Origin of the sequence: Curvibacter delicatus NBRC 14919 (assembly GCF_001592265.1) — a bacterium.
Taxonomy (GTDB): Bacteria; Pseudomonadota; Gammaproteobacteria; order Burkholderiales; family Burkholderiaceae_C; genus Hylemonella; species Hylemonella delicata.
Genome location: NZ_BCWP01000024.1, coordinates 1 through 14,745 on the forward strand (window position 1 = coordinate 1; position 14,745 = coordinate 14,745).

The following is a 14,745-nucleotide window of genomic DNA, read 5'->3' on the forward strand; positions in this document are numbered from 1 at the left end:
CTACGCAGCAGAACGCAGCGCTGGTGGAGGAGATGGCGGCAGCGGCTTCGAGCCTGCGCAGCCAGGCGCAGGAGTTGGTCGCCACCGTGGCCCAATTCAAACTGGGCGACAGTGCCGACACGCTGGCCGGCCGCAAGGTGGTGGCGATGGCTCCCGTCGTGACGAGCCGCCCGCCGCCGGTGTCGGCTGCCAAACCGGCAACGCCTCCGGCGCAAGCGCTGGCCGCAAGCAGCCAGAATGATTGGGAAACCTTTTGAGCCCTGCGGTGTGCTCGGGGCTGAGTAGTTCCAGGCGGGCTGTCGTTACCGTGCGTTGGGTGTTCATCTGCAACAAGGGCCAGGGGGAGGCGCGGGTATGAAGCGAGCGTGGTGGCCATCGGGTCGGGCGTGCAGACTGGCCTGGGCCTTGCCGCTGGTGATGCTGGCAGGCTGCGGCTGGTTCCAGCCGCGCAAGGTGGACGTCCATCTGCCCATCAGTGGCAACACCGTCGCGGCCATGCGCAAAGTGGATGAGACGATGGTCGACATCCTGGAGACCATGGACATTCCCGGTGCCAGTCTGACGGTGGCACGCAACGGCAAGATCATCTACCAACGGGGTTTTGGCTGGGCCAGCCGTGAAGCCCGTGAGGCCGTGCAGCCGGAGTCGCTGTTTCGCATTGCCAGTGTGAGCAAACCGATGACGGCGGTGGCGGTGCTCAAGGCTTTTGAGCCGGAGCTGCCCGCGGCGCTGGATCGTCCGGTCTTCGGCCCGGGTGGTCTGCTCACCGGTTCGCGTTATGCATCCATCAAGGATGCGCGTGTGCTGAAGATCAGACTGCGTGATTTGCTGCAGCACACGAATGGCTGGGATTCGGATGTCTATGAGCCGCAATACGATCTGGTCCAGATCGCGGCCGCCCTCCAGCGACCGGCACCTGCCAGCGCCGCCGATGTGATCGAGTACATGCTGAAGTTCCGTGAGCTGCAGCGGGAGCCGGGCACGTATTTCAGCTACAGCAATTTCGGCTACAACATCCTGGGCCGGGTGTTGGAGCAGAAAACCGGCTTGCCGTACGACGAGGCCATGCGCCGGCTGGTGTTCGATCCGATCGGCAGCCAGAGCCCCCGCATTGGCGGCGATACGCTGGCCGAACGCCGGTCCGGCGAAGTGGTTTATTACGATGACCCGCGCTGGCCCCCGGTACCGTCGCAAACCGGACGCGGCAGCGGACCGGAGGCCTACAACGGCTTTCACCTCGCCGCCATGGACGCACACGGCGGTTGGGTCATGACCTCGGCCGACATGGTGCGTTTTGCCGATGCCATTGATGGTCGCTCGGGTGTGCCACGCCTGTTGCAGCCTGCCACCGTGGCGCTGATGACGACCAGAGACCCGAAGATCCCGAACGCCAATGGCGGACTCGGCTGGGTGGTTGACCCGGGTGGCTGGAACCATGCAGGCGCGCTGTCCACCGGCACCCACTCTTTCCTGGAGCGGCGTAGCGATGGCCTCACCTGGGCCGTGGTCTACAACCGCCTGCCGATCGACCCGGACAGCGGCCCGGCGTCATTGGCCGAGACATTCAAGACCACCTTGAAGGGCCTGCACGCCGCGATCCTGCGCAGCCAGGGGCTGACACCCTGACCGTGCGCAAGATGAGGCGGCGTTGGCTCAAGGGTGGCTGCTGGACAAGACCAGCTTCACGCCCAAGCTCACCATGACGCCACCGGCAGCACGGTCCATCCAGGTCTTGTAACGCAAATAGCGGGTGCGTGGACCGGTCGAGGACAGCGCCAGCGCCACCAGGACATACCAGCCGGCCTCAATGGCAAAAACCAGGCCTGCAATGGCCAGGTTGAAGAGCAGCGATGTGGTGGCAGGCAGAAAAGCGGCAAAGACGCTCGCGTACACGATGGCTGTTTTCGGGTTGCTCAGTTGGGTGGCAACTCCCAGCACCAAAGACCTCAGGGCTGTCGCACGATCCGACTTTGCTGGGGCCGGGGCGGCTGCCAGCGGTGTCTTGGCGCCACGCCAGATGCGAACACCCAGGTAGGCCAGGTACAGGCCACCTGCCACCTGAAGCATCCAGAAGAGCGATGGGGCCGCCAGCAGCAGGCCATGGAGGCCGAGCAAGGACGCCAGTGCGAAGACCAGCCCGCCCAGTCCCATGCCCAGGGCAGCGCCAAGGCCGTCGGACCGCGAGGCCGCTGCCGTACGCGCCACCATGACGAAGCTGGGACCGGGGCTGGCGGCGCCGATTGAAATGGCGGCGGCAATACCAAGAAGTGCACTGAGTTCCTGCATGGACTTGCTCCTGGGTGAGGTGTGCGTGAGGTCAGGCGCTCAGCTGTTCACTGCCACCTAAGGCAACCCGATCAGCCGCACACCTTGCGCGCGATCAGGTCCTTCATGATTTCGTTGGTGCCGCCGTAGATCTTCTGCACGCGCGCATCGGCATACAGGCGGGCAATCGGGTACTCGGCCATGTAGCCGTAGCCGCCGAAGAGCTGCAGGCATTCGTCGGTCACCTTGCACTGCTGCTCGGTGGTCCACCACTTGGCCATGTAGGCGGCCTCCACGTCCAGCGTGCCGTCGAGCAGGCGCTGGGTGCAATCGTTGACGAAAGTGCGTACCACGTGCGCCAGCGTGGCGCATTCGGCCAGCTTGAAGCGCGTGTTCTGGAAATCGACCACACGCTGGCCGAAGGCCTGGCGCTGCTGGGTGTAGGCCACCGTCAGCTCGACCGCGAGTTCGATGACCGCCGCGGCAGCCACCGCCAGCAACATGCGCTCGAAGGGCAGCTGGCTCATGAGGTGGGCAAAACCCTGGCCTTCCACGCCGCCGAGCAGGTTGGCCGCCGGGGCGCGCACGCCGTCGAAGAACAGCTCGCAGGTGTCGGAGGCGTGCATGCCGATCTTGTGCAGGATGTTGGCGCGAAAGCCCGGCAGGTTTTCGGTCTCCAGCACGATGAGCGACACGCCCTTGGCGCCGGCTTCACCGGTGCGCACCACCACCACCAGCAGGTTGGCGCTGTAGCCATTGGTGATGAAGACCTTGCTGCCGTCGATCACGTAGTCGTTGCCTTCGCGCCGGGCGCGCGTGCGCACCGCCTTGAGGTCGGAGCCGGCGCCGGGTTCGGTCATGGCGATGCCGGCGATCAGCTCGCCGCTGGCGAGTTTCGGCAACCAGCGTTGTTTCTGTTCTTCGGTGCCGTAGTCCAGGATGTAGTGCGCGGCGATGGTGTGCACGGCCACGGTGCCGGGGATCTCGACACGTGCCAGTTCGTCGGCCACCACCAGCTGGTAGGCGAGGCTGGCACCGGAACCGCCATAGGCCTCCGGCATCTCGGGCAGCAAAAACCCCATTTCGCCAAACGGGCGCCACACCTCGCGCGGGATGTAACCCTGCTGGCGCCAGGTGGCCAAGTGCGGCACCAGTTCGGCGTTGACGTAGCGGCGGACCTGGTCGCGGAAAGCCTCGATGTCGGCATCCATCCAGGGGTGACGGTGAAGTTGCGGCAGCATCAGAAATCCTTCAAACGCGTTCGTACAGGGTGACGACGCAAGCGCCGCCCAGGCCCAGGTTGTGTTGCAGCGCCAGCCGGGCATCGTTCACCTGGCGTGCGCCGGCCTGGCCGCGCAGTTGCTGGACCAGCTCGGTGCATTGCGCGAGACCCGTGGCACCCAGCGGGTGGCCCTTGCTCAGCAGGCCGCCGGAGGGGTTGGTGACGACCTGGCCGCCGTAGGTGTTGTCGCCATCCAGCACGAACTTCTCCGCGCCGCCTTCGGGGCACAGGCCCAGTGCCTCGTAGGTGATGAGTTCGTTCTGGGCAAAGCAGTCGTGCAGCTCCACCACGTCCACGTCCTGCGGGCCGATGCCGGCTTGCGCATAAACCTGCTGCGCGGCATCGCGCGCCATGGAGAAGCCCACCACCTCGCGCATGTCGCGGGCCTCGAAGGTGACGGGTTTGTCGGTGGTCATGGCTTGCGCCTTGATGCGCACCGAGCGGTTCAGGCCGTGCTTTTGCGCGAAGGCGTCGGAGCAGATCACCGCCGCTGCCGCGCCGCAGGTGGGCGGGCAGGCCATCAGGCGCGTCAGCACGCCGTCCCACAGCATGGGCGAGGCCATCACTTCTTCGGTCGTGACTTCCTTGCGGAACAACGCCAGCGGGTTGTTGGCCGCATGGCGGCTGGCCTTGGCGCGGATGGCGGCAAAGGTCTCCAGCCTGGTGCCGTACTGCTGCATGTGGGCCAGGCCGGCGCCGCCGAAGTAACGCAGCGCCAGCGGAATCTCGCCATGGCCGACCAGTTCGTCGGTGGCTTCGTCAAAGCGGTCGAAGGGCGAGGGTCGGTCGGTAAACACGGCACCCAGCGCGCCCGGGCTCATGTGCTCGAAGCCCAATGCCAGCACGCAGTCGGCCGCGCCGCTGGCCACGGCCTGCCGGGCCAGGAACAGTGCGGTGGAGCCGGTGGAGCAGTTGTTGTTGACGTTGATGACCGGGATGCCGGTCATGCCCACTTCGTACAGTGCGCGCTGGCCGGCGGTGGAGTCGCCGTAGACGTAGCCCACATAGGCCTGCTGCATGTGCTCGTAGCCAATACCGGCATCCGTCAAAGCGGCTTGTGTGGCCTGCGCGGCCATTTGCGGGTAGGGCAGGTTGGCGCCCGGTTTGGTGAAGGGGATCATGCCGACACCAGCAACCAAAACATCGCGGCTCATGGGGAACTCCTGAATCTGTGGGCCATAGCGTAGCGTTTTTTCGCCACCGTTTTCGGCGCCTGTGTTGCCCGGGTGACGCTGTTCAAGCCCAGCTGAGCTGGCGGCGGCTTTCGAAGCGGCGCGCCTCGCGGGTCACGGGGTCGGTGAAGGCGATGCTGCGTGCCAGCAACTGCAAGGGCTGGCTGTAGTCCTCTTCCGTCTGCCCTGGGCCGTGCACCACCTCGGGGTAGAACAGGTCACCGACGATCGGGCGGCCCAGTGCATGCATGTGCACACGCAGCTGGTGCGTTTTTCCGGTCACGGGCGAGAGGCGGTAACGCGCCAGGTCGCCACGGGTTTCCAGCAACGCGAGGTGGGTTTCGCTGTTGGGTGCGCCTGGCACTTCGCGTTGGCGGAAGAACTGTTCATCGGGTTCGATGCGGCTCACGTGCACGTTCGGCAGCGGCAGATCGGGACGCAGCGGCGCAATGGCTTCGTAGCTTTTCTCCACTACCTTGTCGCGGAACAGCGCCTGGTAGGCGCCGCGGTCCTGCGGGCGCACGCTGAACAACACTAGGCCGGCGGTCTCGCGGTCGATGCGGTGGATCGGACTCAGGGTCTCGATGCCCAGCTGGCGCTTGAGGCGCACCAGCAACGTCTGCTGCACAAAACGGCCGGTGGGCGTGACGGGCAGGAAGTGCGGCTTGTCGGCCACCAGCAGATGTTCGTCCTGGTAGAGCACGGCGGCTTCGAACGGGATCACCGGCTCGGCGCTCAGCTCGCGGTAGTAGTAGACGCGTGTCTGCGGCTGGAACGGGGCATCGGGTGGCAGCGGCACGCCGTGCTCGTCGAGCACACGGCCCTGCGCCATGCGTTGTTGCCACTGGGCCTGCGACACGGCGGGCAGACGCTGTGCCAGAAAGTCCACCAGGAGTGGCCAGGGCCCGGCCGGCAGCGCAACGCAACTGGCGCTCACGCCCTCCAGCATGGGCGGCTTGTGGCTGTGGGGTGGACGGCTCATGCGGCAGAGCGTGGTTAATGTGTGTGGGTTCTACAGATTACGTCGGCTGAGATGTCCCAACTGGGAAACGCCGTGGAACCGGCTTGGCCGGGCCACTGGCGTTGCCCCTTTGAGGGGGTGGCGGAGCGACACGCAGTGCGCGCAGCCTGGGGGTGTCATTTCCGTACGAAAACCAAGTCCCACACGCCGTGACCCAGGCGCAGGCCGCGTTTTTCGAACTTGGTCAGCGGCCGGTAGTCGGGCTTGGGGGCGTAACCGTCGGCCGTGTTTTTCAAGAGCGGCTCGGCATTCAGCACTTCCAGCATCTGCTGGGCGTAGGGTTCCCAGTCGGTGGCGCAGTGCAGGTAGCCGCCGGGTTTCAGGCGCGCAGCCAGCTTGGCCACCAGCAGCGGCTGGATCAGGCGACGCTTGTGGTGTTTGGTCTTGTGCCAGGGGTCGGGGAAGAAGATGTGGATGCCGTCCAGGCTGCCTTCGGGCAGCATGTGGTCGATGACTTCCACCGCGTCGTGCTGCAGGATGCGGATGTTGGTCAGCCCCTGTTCGCCGATGCGCTTGAGCAGCGCGCCCACGCCGGGTTCATGCACTTCGCAGCAGAGGAAATTGGTCGAAGGCATCAGCGCCGCGATGTGTGCCGTGGCGTCGCCCATGCCGAAGCCGATCTCCAGGACCACGGGTGGGGTTTCAGCGCCTTTTTGGCCCTCCGGGCGCGTGGAATCTGCGAAAGCAGCTTCGAAATTGATAGCGCTTGGCGTATAGGGCAACACGAAGCGCGGGCCGAATTCCTCGAAGGCCTTGGCCTGGCCGGTGGTGGTGCGGCCGGCACGCTTGACGAAGCTCTTGATCGTCTTGGGGAATTCCACGCCGGGCGGTGGCAGGCGGCGCCGGTCTTTGGGCGCGGCCTCAGCAGGGGAGGCTGAATCTTGGGGGAGGGGAGTGGGGGTCGGGTCAGTCACCCGACAATTTTACCGGGCGGCCCTTGAGGGTGCTGTGCGGGCGCCTCAGCGGCGCCAGGCGTTCGCCCACTGCGCGGTGGCAGCGGCCAGCCAGTCGTTCACCGTCGTGCCTTGCACCTGCAGGCCCAGCACCGTGGCGGCGGCGTTCAGCGCAGCCAGCGGCTCGCGCGTGTCCAGCATCTGGGCGCCGTTTTGCTTGCTCAGTTTTTCGCCGTTGGGGCCGAGCACCAGCGGCGTGTGCAGGTAGGCCGGTGTCGGCAGGTTCAGGCAAGACTGCAGCAGGATCTGGCGCGCCGTGTTGTCGGCCAGGTCCTCGCCGCGCACGATGTGGGTGATGCCTTGCGCGCCGTCGTCCACCACCACCGCCAGCTGGTAGGCAAAGAGGCCATCGGCACGCTTGAGCACGAAGTCGCCGACTTCCGCTGCCACGTCCTGCGCCTGGGCACCCAGGCGGCGGTCGCTCCAGCGGATGGGCCGCGGTGGGTTGTTGATTGCTCCTGAATTAATAGCTGTTGGCGCAATATTCACCTGGCCTGCAGCCTGATTTTGCATTGAATCCAGGGCGAGATCGGTGCGCAGGCGCCAGGCGCGTGCGGCCTGGCCGTGCAGGCCGCCACGGCAAGTGCCGGGGTAGACCAGCTCGCCGTGGCGGGTCTTGGGGCGTCCCAGCCGTTCCAGTGCAAGTTCGATGTCGCGCCGCGTGCAGGCGCAGGGGTAGGCCAGGTCGCGCGCCACCAGATCGTCGAGCGCCTGCTGGTACAGCGCGCTGCGCTGCGACTGGTACAGCGGCGGTTCATCTGGCAGCAAGCCGCAGTCGGCCAGCTGTTGCAGGATCAGGCGGTCGGCGCCCGGTACACAGCGCGGCTGGTCCACGTCTTCGACGCGCACCAGCCAGCGCCCGCCATGCGCACGGGCATCAAGCCAGCTGGCCAGCGCGGCCACCAGCGAGCCCGCGTGCAGCGGGCCGGTCGGGGAAGGCGCGAATCGTCCGACGTAGGTGGCAGGCATTCAACAAGCGCGGATGTTTCGCCGCCGGGCCGCTCCAAGGTCAAACGCGGCCCCACGCAAGCGAAGCGCAGGCTGACTCTGCGCCGGGGGCAGGGAGCACACGCAGTGAGCGACCGTGCGGGCCATCACGCCACTTTCAGTGCCAGCTCCAGGCCCGAAAGGAAGGCATCTTCCACGCGGTGTCCCAGGCACCAGTCGCCGCAGACGCCGATGTTGGCCTTGGCGTCCCACAGGTGGCTGGCGCCCAGCGGCTTGGTGGTCTTGGCGTAGTGCCAGCGGTGCACGGTGGCAAAGGTGGGTTCGGCGCGGATGCCGGTGACCTCGGAGAAGGCTTTCAGCAATTTGTCCTGTACACGCAGCGGGTTGTCGTTCAGATGCTCCTGCGACCAGGTCGGGCTGGCCTGCACCGTCCAGCGTTCCAGTGTTTCACGTTGGGGTTTGCTCGATTCGCGTGCCACCCAGGCGATGCGGTGGTGCGTGCTGCGCGCCGCATTCCACTGCGGCCCGAGCGACACCATGCCCGGCTGCATGGCCTGCGGGAAGGCCGCCAGCAGCGTCCAGCACGGTGCCACCTCGACCTGGCCGATGCGTTGCCCCAGCTCTGGCGCGAGTTTCGAGTTTTTCAGCAATTCATGCGCCTGCACGGAGGGGATGGCCAGCAGCACGGCATCGAAGCCGGAGTAAACGCGATGGGCATCGTCTGCTCCTTCGGTCTGCAGCTGCCACTGCCGGGCGTTGAGCGCGTCGCGCTCGATGCGTACCACCAGGGTCTCCAGTTCCACCCGGCCAGCCTGCAGCAGGGGCTGTGCCCACTGCTTGACCAGCGCATTCATGCCGGGCACCGGCACCCAGTGCGATTCGCGCGTCGGCAGGGCGGCCGCGACCACATGGCCGAAGGCGTCGAGCACGCGCACGGCATTGGCGCTCCAGGGGCGGCACAGGCCGGGCACGGTTTCCAGCGCCTTGGCAAAGCGCGCGTCGCGCACCGTGAAGTACTGCGTGCCGTGGTCGAAGCTGCCGAACTCGGTGCTGCGCGTGGCCATGCGGCCGCCCGGGCCGCGGCTTTTCTCGAACAGCGTCACCCGGTGGCCGGCCTGCACCAGGGTGCGGGCACAGGCCACGCCGGCCATGCCAGCGCCGATGATGGCGAAGTGTTTCGATGCGCTCATGGGCTCGCTCTCCTAAGGGTTGGGTTTCACACTTTACCTGTTGTGCCGCTGGTCCAGTAATGCGGCCCGCGTGGCCGGGCTTTCCAGCTGCTTGAGCCACCATTGCAAGGCCCGGCCCTGGCCCCTTGGCGCGGCGGCGCGCCAGGCGTAACTGACACGCACCACGCGCTGTGGCCGTTCGGTTTTTTTCACCACCAGGTGGCCGGCCTCCACATAACCTTGCGCCATGCATTCAGGCAGGAAGCCGCCGCCCAGACCGCGCAACTGGGCATCGAGCTTGGCCGCCATGTCGGCGACGGTGAAGACGTCCTGCCCGCCCAGCAGGCCGAAGGTGAGGCCGTTGCCGCGCTGGGACGAGTCGGCCACCGCCACAGCGCGGTGGTGCAGCAGCAGTTCGTCGGTCAACGGCTCGGGGGCGGCCGCCAGCGGGTGATGCGGTGCCACGGCATAGACAAAGCTGACCGAGCCGAGGGGTTTGCCCTGGATGCCGGCACTGGTGGAGGGCTCCAGCACCACGCCGAGCGCCAGGTCGGCTTGGCCACTGGTGAGGGCCTCCAGCGTGCCGGAGAGTGTTTCATCGCGCAGTTTGATGCGGGTGGGTGCGCCCAGGGTGAAGAAACTCTCGCACAACTCCATCACGGTGGCGCGGGCAATGATGCCGTCGATGGCCAGCGTGAGTTGCGATTCCCAGCCGGTGGCCACGCGCTTGACGCGGTTGGCCACGGCATCGATCTCGCTCAGCAGGCGGCCGCCTTCGCGCAGCAGTTCGGTGCCGGCCGCGGTGAGCTTGGCCTGGCGCGAGCTGCGGTCGTACAGCAGCACGTCCAGCGCATCCTCGATCTGGCGCACCCGGTAGGTCAGGGCGCTGGGCACCACGCCGAGCTCGCGCGCCGCAGCGGCAAAGCTGCCAGCGTTCTCGATGGCTTGCAGCATGGCAAGCGCGTCCGGGGTCAGGACATCACGGGCAGTTTGCATGGTTGGATTCTTTAAATTCAAATATTTTGAATCATGCCATCAAACGTCATGCATCGCAAAAGCCGGGTGGGGGCCTAAAGTTCATTCCATCGCAGGACACATCCTGCCAACTCACAGAACACAGAAGGAGTACCCACCATGCTGACCATTCGCAAATCGCAGGACCGCGGCTACGCCGACCATGGTTGGCTCAAGTCCTTCCACAGTTTTTCCTTTGCCGGTTACTACGACCCGCAGTTCATGGGCTGGGGCAACCTGCGCGTGATCAACGAAGACCGCATTGCCCCCGGCACCGGCTTCGGCACCCACGGCCACCGCGACATGGAGATCATCAGCTATGTGCTCTCCGGTGAGCTGGCGCACAAGGACAACATGGGCAATGGCCGCGCCATTCCGCCCGGTGATGTGCAGCGCATGAGCGCCGGCAACGGCGTGCTGCACAGCGAGTTCAACCACGCGCCGAAAGACACGACCCACTTCTTCCAGATCTGGATCGAGCCGAACGTGACCGGCATCCCGCCGAGCTACGAACAGAAGACCTTTGCCACGCCCGAGAAGCGCGGTGCCCTGCGTCTGGTGGCCTCACCCGACGGCGCACAGGGTTCGGTCACGATCCACGCCGACGCCAAGCTGTACGCCGGCCTGTTTGACGGCGACGAGTCGGCCACGCTGGCGCTCGTCCCCTCGCGCAAGAGCTACGTGCACCTGGTGCGCGGCGAGCTGGAGGTCAACGGTCAGCGCCTGAGCGGTGGCGACGCCGCCATGCTGTCGGACGAAGGCCGGCTTGAGTTGAAAGCCGGCAAGGACGCCGAAGTGCTGGTCTTTGACCTGACCACCTGAGTTTTTTGTTCCATTCACCCAAGGAATTCATCATGTTTACATCCCTGCAAAACCCCCTGTCCCTCGCCGGCCGCCTGCTGCTGGCGGCCCTGTTCCTGCCGGCCGGTATCGGCAAGCTCACCGGTTTTGCCGGCACCGTCGGCTATATCTCGTCAGTCGGCCTGCCGCTGCCCACCGTGGCTGCGGTTGTGGCCCTGGTGGTGGAAATCGTCGGCAGCTTGGCCTTGATCGCCGGTTTCGGCACGCGCCTGGCCGCACTGGTGCTGGCGCTGTTCACGCTGGTCGCCAGCTTCTTCTTCCACAACTACTGGGGTGTGCCGGCTGAGCAGGCTTTCGTCCAGCAGCTGCTGTTCTTCAAGAACATCGGTGTGGTGGGTGGCCTGTTCGTGCTGGTGGCCCATGGTGCCGGTGCCTGGAGCCTGGACGCCAAGCGTTCGGCCTGAGATTCAAGTTTTCTTTCATCCGTTTTTTTCAAAAGGAAGTTCATCATGTCTAAAGTTGCTGTTGTTTTTCATTCGGGTTATGGCCACACCCAACGCCTAGCGCAAGCCGTGGCCGAAGGTGCCGGCGCCGAGCTGATTGCCATTGACGCCGAGGGCAACCTGCCCGAGGGCGGCTGGGAGACGCTGGCTGCAGCCGACGCCATCATCATGGGCAGCCCGACCTACATGGGCAACGTGAGCTGGCAGTTCAAGAAGTTTGCCGATGCCTCCAGCAAAGCCTGGTTCACCCGTGCTTGGCAGGACAAGGTGTTTGGTGGCTTCACCAACAGCGCCAGCCTGAACGGCGACAAGGGCACCACCCTGCTGTACCTTGCCACGCTCGCGGCTCAGCATGGCGGCCTGTGGGTCAGCTTGGGGTTGTTGCCGTCCAATGCCAAGGCCTCGGGTCGCAACGACGTCAACAACCTGGGCGGCTCGGTCGGCCTGCTGGGCCACACCCCGTCGGATGCTGCACCGGCTGAGATGATCGACGGTGACTTCGAAACCGCACGCCGCTACGGCAAGCGCGTCGCCGAGGTGGCCGCCAAGCTGCGCGGCTGATACAGTCCGGCAGTCCAATATCAGGAGGGCCGTTGCCATGAATCCGTCACTGCAGCTGCTTGCGGGCCACCAGAAGGACCTGGGTGGCGGTTTCCTGGTGCGGCGCCTGTTGCCGGCGGCGGCCCGGCGTTCGGTTGGGCCGTTCGTTTTTTTCGACCACTTCGGTCCTTCACTGGAGACGCCCGACGTCAACCATGACGTGCGGCCGCACCCGCACATCGGTCTGGCCACTGTCACCTACCTGTTCGAGGGCGCGCAGATGCACCGCGACAGCGTCGGTTCGCTGCAGCTGATCGAACCCGGCGCCATCAACTGGATGACGGCCGGTCGCGGCATCGTGCATTCCGAACGACGCCCCGAATCGTTGCGCGACACGTCCTACGTCAACCACGGCTTGCAGCTGTGGGTGGCTTTGCCGCGCGAGGCCGAGGAGGCGGAGCCGTCCTTCGAGCACACGCCGGCCGCGGCCATTCCCGAACTGCGTGTGGGCGATGCGACGGTACGTGTGCTGGTGGGCGAGGCCTTCGGTCAGCGCTCGCCGGTGCACACCCTGGCGTCCACGCTCTATCTGGATATCCAGCTGCCGGCCGGCGGCCAGTTCGAACTGCCGCCGTTGGCACCGGAGATGGCGCTGTATGCCGTGCAAGGTGCCCTGTGGGTTGATGGACAAGCCCTGCCAACGCAGCAGATGGCCGTGTTGGGCCCTGAGGCGGTGCACCTGTCAACGCCAGAGGCCACGCGCTTGGTGGTGATCGGCGGCTCGCCGCTCGATGGCCCACGGCACATGTGGTGGAACTTTGTCTCCTCGCGCCGCGAGCGCATCGCCCAGGCGGCCGACGACTGGCAGGCTCAGCGCCTGGGGCAGGTACCTGGGGAGACTGAGTTCATCCCGCTGCCCGAGACGCGCTTCCTGCCCTAGCGCCATGTGAGCGCCGGGGCGCGTGAATCGCCCCGGGCCGATGTTCAGGATTTCAGATGGAAGACGCTGACCATCTCGTTGAGACGGCCGGCCTGATCGCGCATGCTGGACGCGGCGGCCGCAGACTCTTCCACCAGCGCCGAGTTCTGCTGCGTCATCTGGTCCAGGCCGGCAATGGAGTCGTTGACCTTGGCAATGCCCGAGGCCTGCTCCACCGTGGCGGCACTGATCTCGCCGATCAGGTCGGTCACGCGCTTGACCTGCGCCACGATCTCGTCCATGGTGCTGCCGGCGTCGCCTACCAGGCGCGAGCCGTTGTCCACCTGGGCCACGCTGTCGGAGATCAGGGCCTTGATTTCCTTGGCGGCTTCGGCACTGCGGCCGGCCAGGCTGCGCACTTCACCGGCCACCACGGCAAAACCACGCCCTTGTTCGCCGGCACGCGCCGCTTCCACGGCGGCGTTCAGCGCCAGGATGTTGGTCTGGAAGGCGATGCCGTCGATCACGCTGATGATGTCGTTGATCTTCTGCGAGGCCTGCTGGATACCGGCCATGGTGTTGACCACTTCGCCCACGGCATGGCCACCGCGTGCGGCCACGTCGGAGGCGGTGGCCGCCAGTTGCGAGGCCTGGCGTGCGTTGTCGGCACTGTGCTGCACGGTGTGGGTCAGGCTGGCCATGGCGGAAGCGGTCTGTTCCAGCGAACCGGCCTGGGTCTCGGTGCGTGCGCTCAGGTCGGCATTACCCTGGGCGATTTCGGTCGAGGCGGTGGCAATCGACTCGGCCGCATGCTTGACGTTGCCGATGATGCCCATGAGCGAGCGGTCGGCCTGGCGCAGGTCCTGCATCAGGTCGGCGAATTCGTCGCGTGTGGTCGGCTCCGGCACGGTGCCGAGTTCGCCGGCGGCAATGGCGCGGCCGGCCTGCTTGGCCACCTGCATGGCGCCCGAGATGCCGAGGTACATGCCCATATAGAGGTAGATCGAGAGCAGCACGCCCACGCCCAGCACGATGCCCAGCACATTGCGCCGGGTGGCCGCGGCACTGGCACGCTCGACCAGCAACTCGTCCATCACCTTGCGGTTCTGCTCCACCAGCGCCCAGGCGGCATCGATGGTGGGCTGGGCGGCCTGGCCGACCTGCTGCTGCGTCACGGTCACGCTGTCCTGGGTGGTGAAGTTCTTGCGCGTGAAGGCGATGAATTCCTTGGAACTGTTTTTCAGGTCGGTGAAGTTCTTGCTCAGCTTGGCTTCGACGTCCGGGTTGGCCTTCATGGCCTGCGACAGCATGTTTTCCACCGTGCCGAAGGTGTCGCTCAGGCGCGCTTCGGTGACTTCATAAAACACCTTGTCGTTGGGTTTGATCTCGCTGCGTGAGACGTTGAGCGTGGCGTAGGCCGCCATGCGCACGGCGATGCCGGCCGTGCTGGGCGTGTTGTTGGCCAGCGGGTAACCCAGGTAGAACAGGTCCAGGTCGGGGTCGAGCGCCATGCGCGACTTGTTGCCCATGTCGCGCATGAAGGCGTACAGGCGGCCGTATTCCGGCGCGTGGGCGGCAAAGGCCTTTTGCGGGAAGTCGGCATCCACCGGCAGGGCTTCCACCTTCTTCTGCAGTTCCCCCCAGCCGTCGCGCAGGCCCTTGGTTTCCTTCTCCATGTCGAACCAGGGGGCTGCAGCCTTCACGCCGTCTTCAATGCGCTTGAGCACGGCTTCGACCGCCGTGGCGTTCTGCTTGAAGCGCTGGCGCACGGTTTCGTCGCCAGCGGCGGTGGTGATGGTGATGCGCCGGCTTTCGATCAGCACCTTGTTCCACTCCACCAGATCAGCCATGAGGCCGACCGCGGCGCGCTCGGAGGCGATCGTGCTGACCCGTTTTTGCTGGGAGGCCAGCTCGGAGACACCCATGTAGAGCAACAGGGCCAGGGCCACCAGGCCAGAGAGGGCGAATTTGAGGCTGAAACGCAGCTTGGCCATCAAGGCGGTGGCTGGGCCGAAAAAACCGGTCATGCTTGGATCTCCAGGGTCAAGGGAATTGCTGGTTACTCTTATGAATTCGACCCATTCTGCCGGAAATTAAGCCCTGTTTTGCCCAGGACGCTTGTCGCGACGTCCTTGTGAAGCCGAAAACAGCCGGGCGC

At 65.7% G+C, this 14,745-nt stretch carries 14 protein-coding genes and 1 pseudogene; 6 read left to right on the forward strand and 9 right to left on the reverse strand.

Annotation, left to right across the window (positions count from 1 at the left end; translation table 11 throughout):
* Together CDE01S_RS19040 and CDE01S_RS11955 are read left to right on the forward strand one after the other, a co-directional pair.
* Positions 1 to 257, forward strand: a pseudogene (locus tag CDE01S_RS19040) (methyl-accepting chemotaxis protein); the annotation flags it as partial.
* A 97-nt stretch (positions 258 to 354) separates the two neighbouring features.
* Complete coding sequence (locus CDE01S_RS11955; protein WP_084382863.1) at positions 355 to 1,626, forward strand: serine hydrolase domain-containing protein; 1,272 nt, start codon at positions 355 to 357, stop codon at positions 1,624 to 1,626.
* Between the two features lie 27 nt (positions 1,627 to 1,653).
* On the opposite strand, the gene CDE01S_RS11960 is transcribed toward CDE01S_RS11955, so the two are convergent.
* The 8 genes from CDE01S_RS11960 to CDE01S_RS11995 all read right to left on the reverse strand — a co-directional run bounded on the left by CDE01S_RS11960 (position 1,654) and on the right by CDE01S_RS11995 (position 9,806).
* Positions 1,654 to 2,286, reverse strand: a complete 633-nt coding sequence (locus CDE01S_RS11960; protein ID WP_066707627.1) for a LysE family translocator — start codon at positions 2,284 to 2,286, stop codon at positions 1,654 to 1,656.
* 71 nt (positions 2,287 to 2,357) lie between these two features.
* Entirely contained in the window at positions 2,358 to 3,506 is a 1,149-nt protein-coding gene (locus CDE01S_RS11965) for an acyl-CoA dehydrogenase family protein (protein WP_066707636.1), read from the reverse strand.
* A gap of 10 nt (positions 3,507 to 3,516) precedes the next feature.
* Entirely contained in the window at positions 3,517 to 4,701 is a 1,185-nt protein-coding gene (locus CDE01S_RS11970) for a lipid-transfer protein (protein ID WP_066707639.1), read from the reverse strand.
* A gap of 82 nt (positions 4,702 to 4,783) precedes the next feature.
* Entirely contained in the window at positions 4,784 to 5,701 is a 918-nt protein-coding gene (locus CDE01S_RS11975; protein ID WP_066707642.1) for an RluA family pseudouridine synthase, read from the reverse strand.
* A gap of 155 nt (positions 5,702 to 5,856) precedes the next feature.
* The gene (gene trmB, locus CDE01S_RS11980) at positions 5,857 to 6,654 is read right to left on the reverse strand and encodes a tRNA (guanosine(46)-N7)-methyltransferase TrmB (protein ID WP_066707645.1); all 798 of its coding nucleotides are present in this window, start codon (positions 6,652 to 6,654) and stop codon (positions 5,857 to 5,859) included.
* A gap of 45 nt (positions 6,655 to 6,699) precedes the next feature.
* Entirely contained in the window at positions 6,700 to 7,662 is a 963-nt protein-coding gene (gene gluQRS, locus CDE01S_RS11985; protein ID WP_066707648.1) for a tRNA glutamyl-Q(34) synthetase GluQRS, read from the reverse strand.
* Between the two features lie 125 nt (positions 7,663 to 7,787).
* On the reverse strand, positions 7,788 to 8,831 hold the full coding sequence (locus CDE01S_RS11990) for an NAD(P)/FAD-dependent oxidoreductase (protein WP_157077113.1): 1,044 nt from the start codon (positions 8,829 to 8,831) through the stop codon (positions 7,788 to 7,790).
* 33 nt (positions 8,832 to 8,864) lie between these two features.
* A complete protein-coding gene (locus CDE01S_RS11995) occupies positions 8,865 to 9,806 on the reverse strand; it encodes a LysR family transcriptional regulator (RefSeq protein ID WP_066707651.1) in 942 nt (313 codons plus the stop codon).
* A 138-nt stretch (positions 9,807 to 9,944) separates the two neighbouring features.
* Here CDE01S_RS11995 and CDE01S_RS12000 point away from each other — a divergent pair, with 138 nt between their 5' ends.
* From CDE01S_RS12000 to CDE01S_RS12015, 4 genes are read left to right on the forward strand one after another with little or no spacing between them, the layout of a single operon-like run.
* Positions 9,945 to 10,646 carry a pirin family protein gene (locus tag CDE01S_RS12000; RefSeq protein ID WP_066707661.1) on the forward strand — a complete coding sequence of 234 codons (702 nt, stop codon included), beginning with the start codon at positions 9,945 to 9,947 and terminating at the stop codon, positions 10,644 to 10,646.
* Between the two features lie 32 nt (positions 10,647 to 10,678).
* Positions 10,679 to 11,089, forward strand: a complete 411-nt coding sequence (locus CDE01S_RS12005) for a DoxX family protein (protein WP_066707794.1) — start codon at positions 10,679 to 10,681, stop codon at positions 11,087 to 11,089.
* Positions 11,090 to 11,134: 45 nt separating this feature from the next.
* Positions 11,135 to 11,689, forward strand: coding sequence for a flavodoxin family protein (locus CDE01S_RS12010; RefSeq protein WP_066707665.1), 555 nt, complete (start codon positions 11,135 to 11,137; stop codon positions 11,687 to 11,689).
* Between the two features lie 37 nt (positions 11,690 to 11,726).
* On the forward strand, positions 11,727 to 12,608 hold the full coding sequence (locus CDE01S_RS12015; RefSeq protein ID WP_066707668.1) for a pirin family protein: 882 nt from the start codon (positions 11,727 to 11,729) through the stop codon (positions 12,606 to 12,608).
* A 44-nt stretch (positions 12,609 to 12,652) separates the two neighbouring features.
* On the opposite strand, the gene CDE01S_RS19175 is transcribed toward CDE01S_RS12015, so the two are convergent.
* On the reverse strand, positions 12,653 to 14,614 hold the full coding sequence (locus CDE01S_RS19175; protein ID WP_066707671.1) for a methyl-accepting chemotaxis protein: 1,962 nt from the start codon (positions 14,612 to 14,614) through the stop codon (positions 12,653 to 12,655).
* Between the last annotated feature and the right edge of the window lie 131 nt (positions 14,615 to 14,745).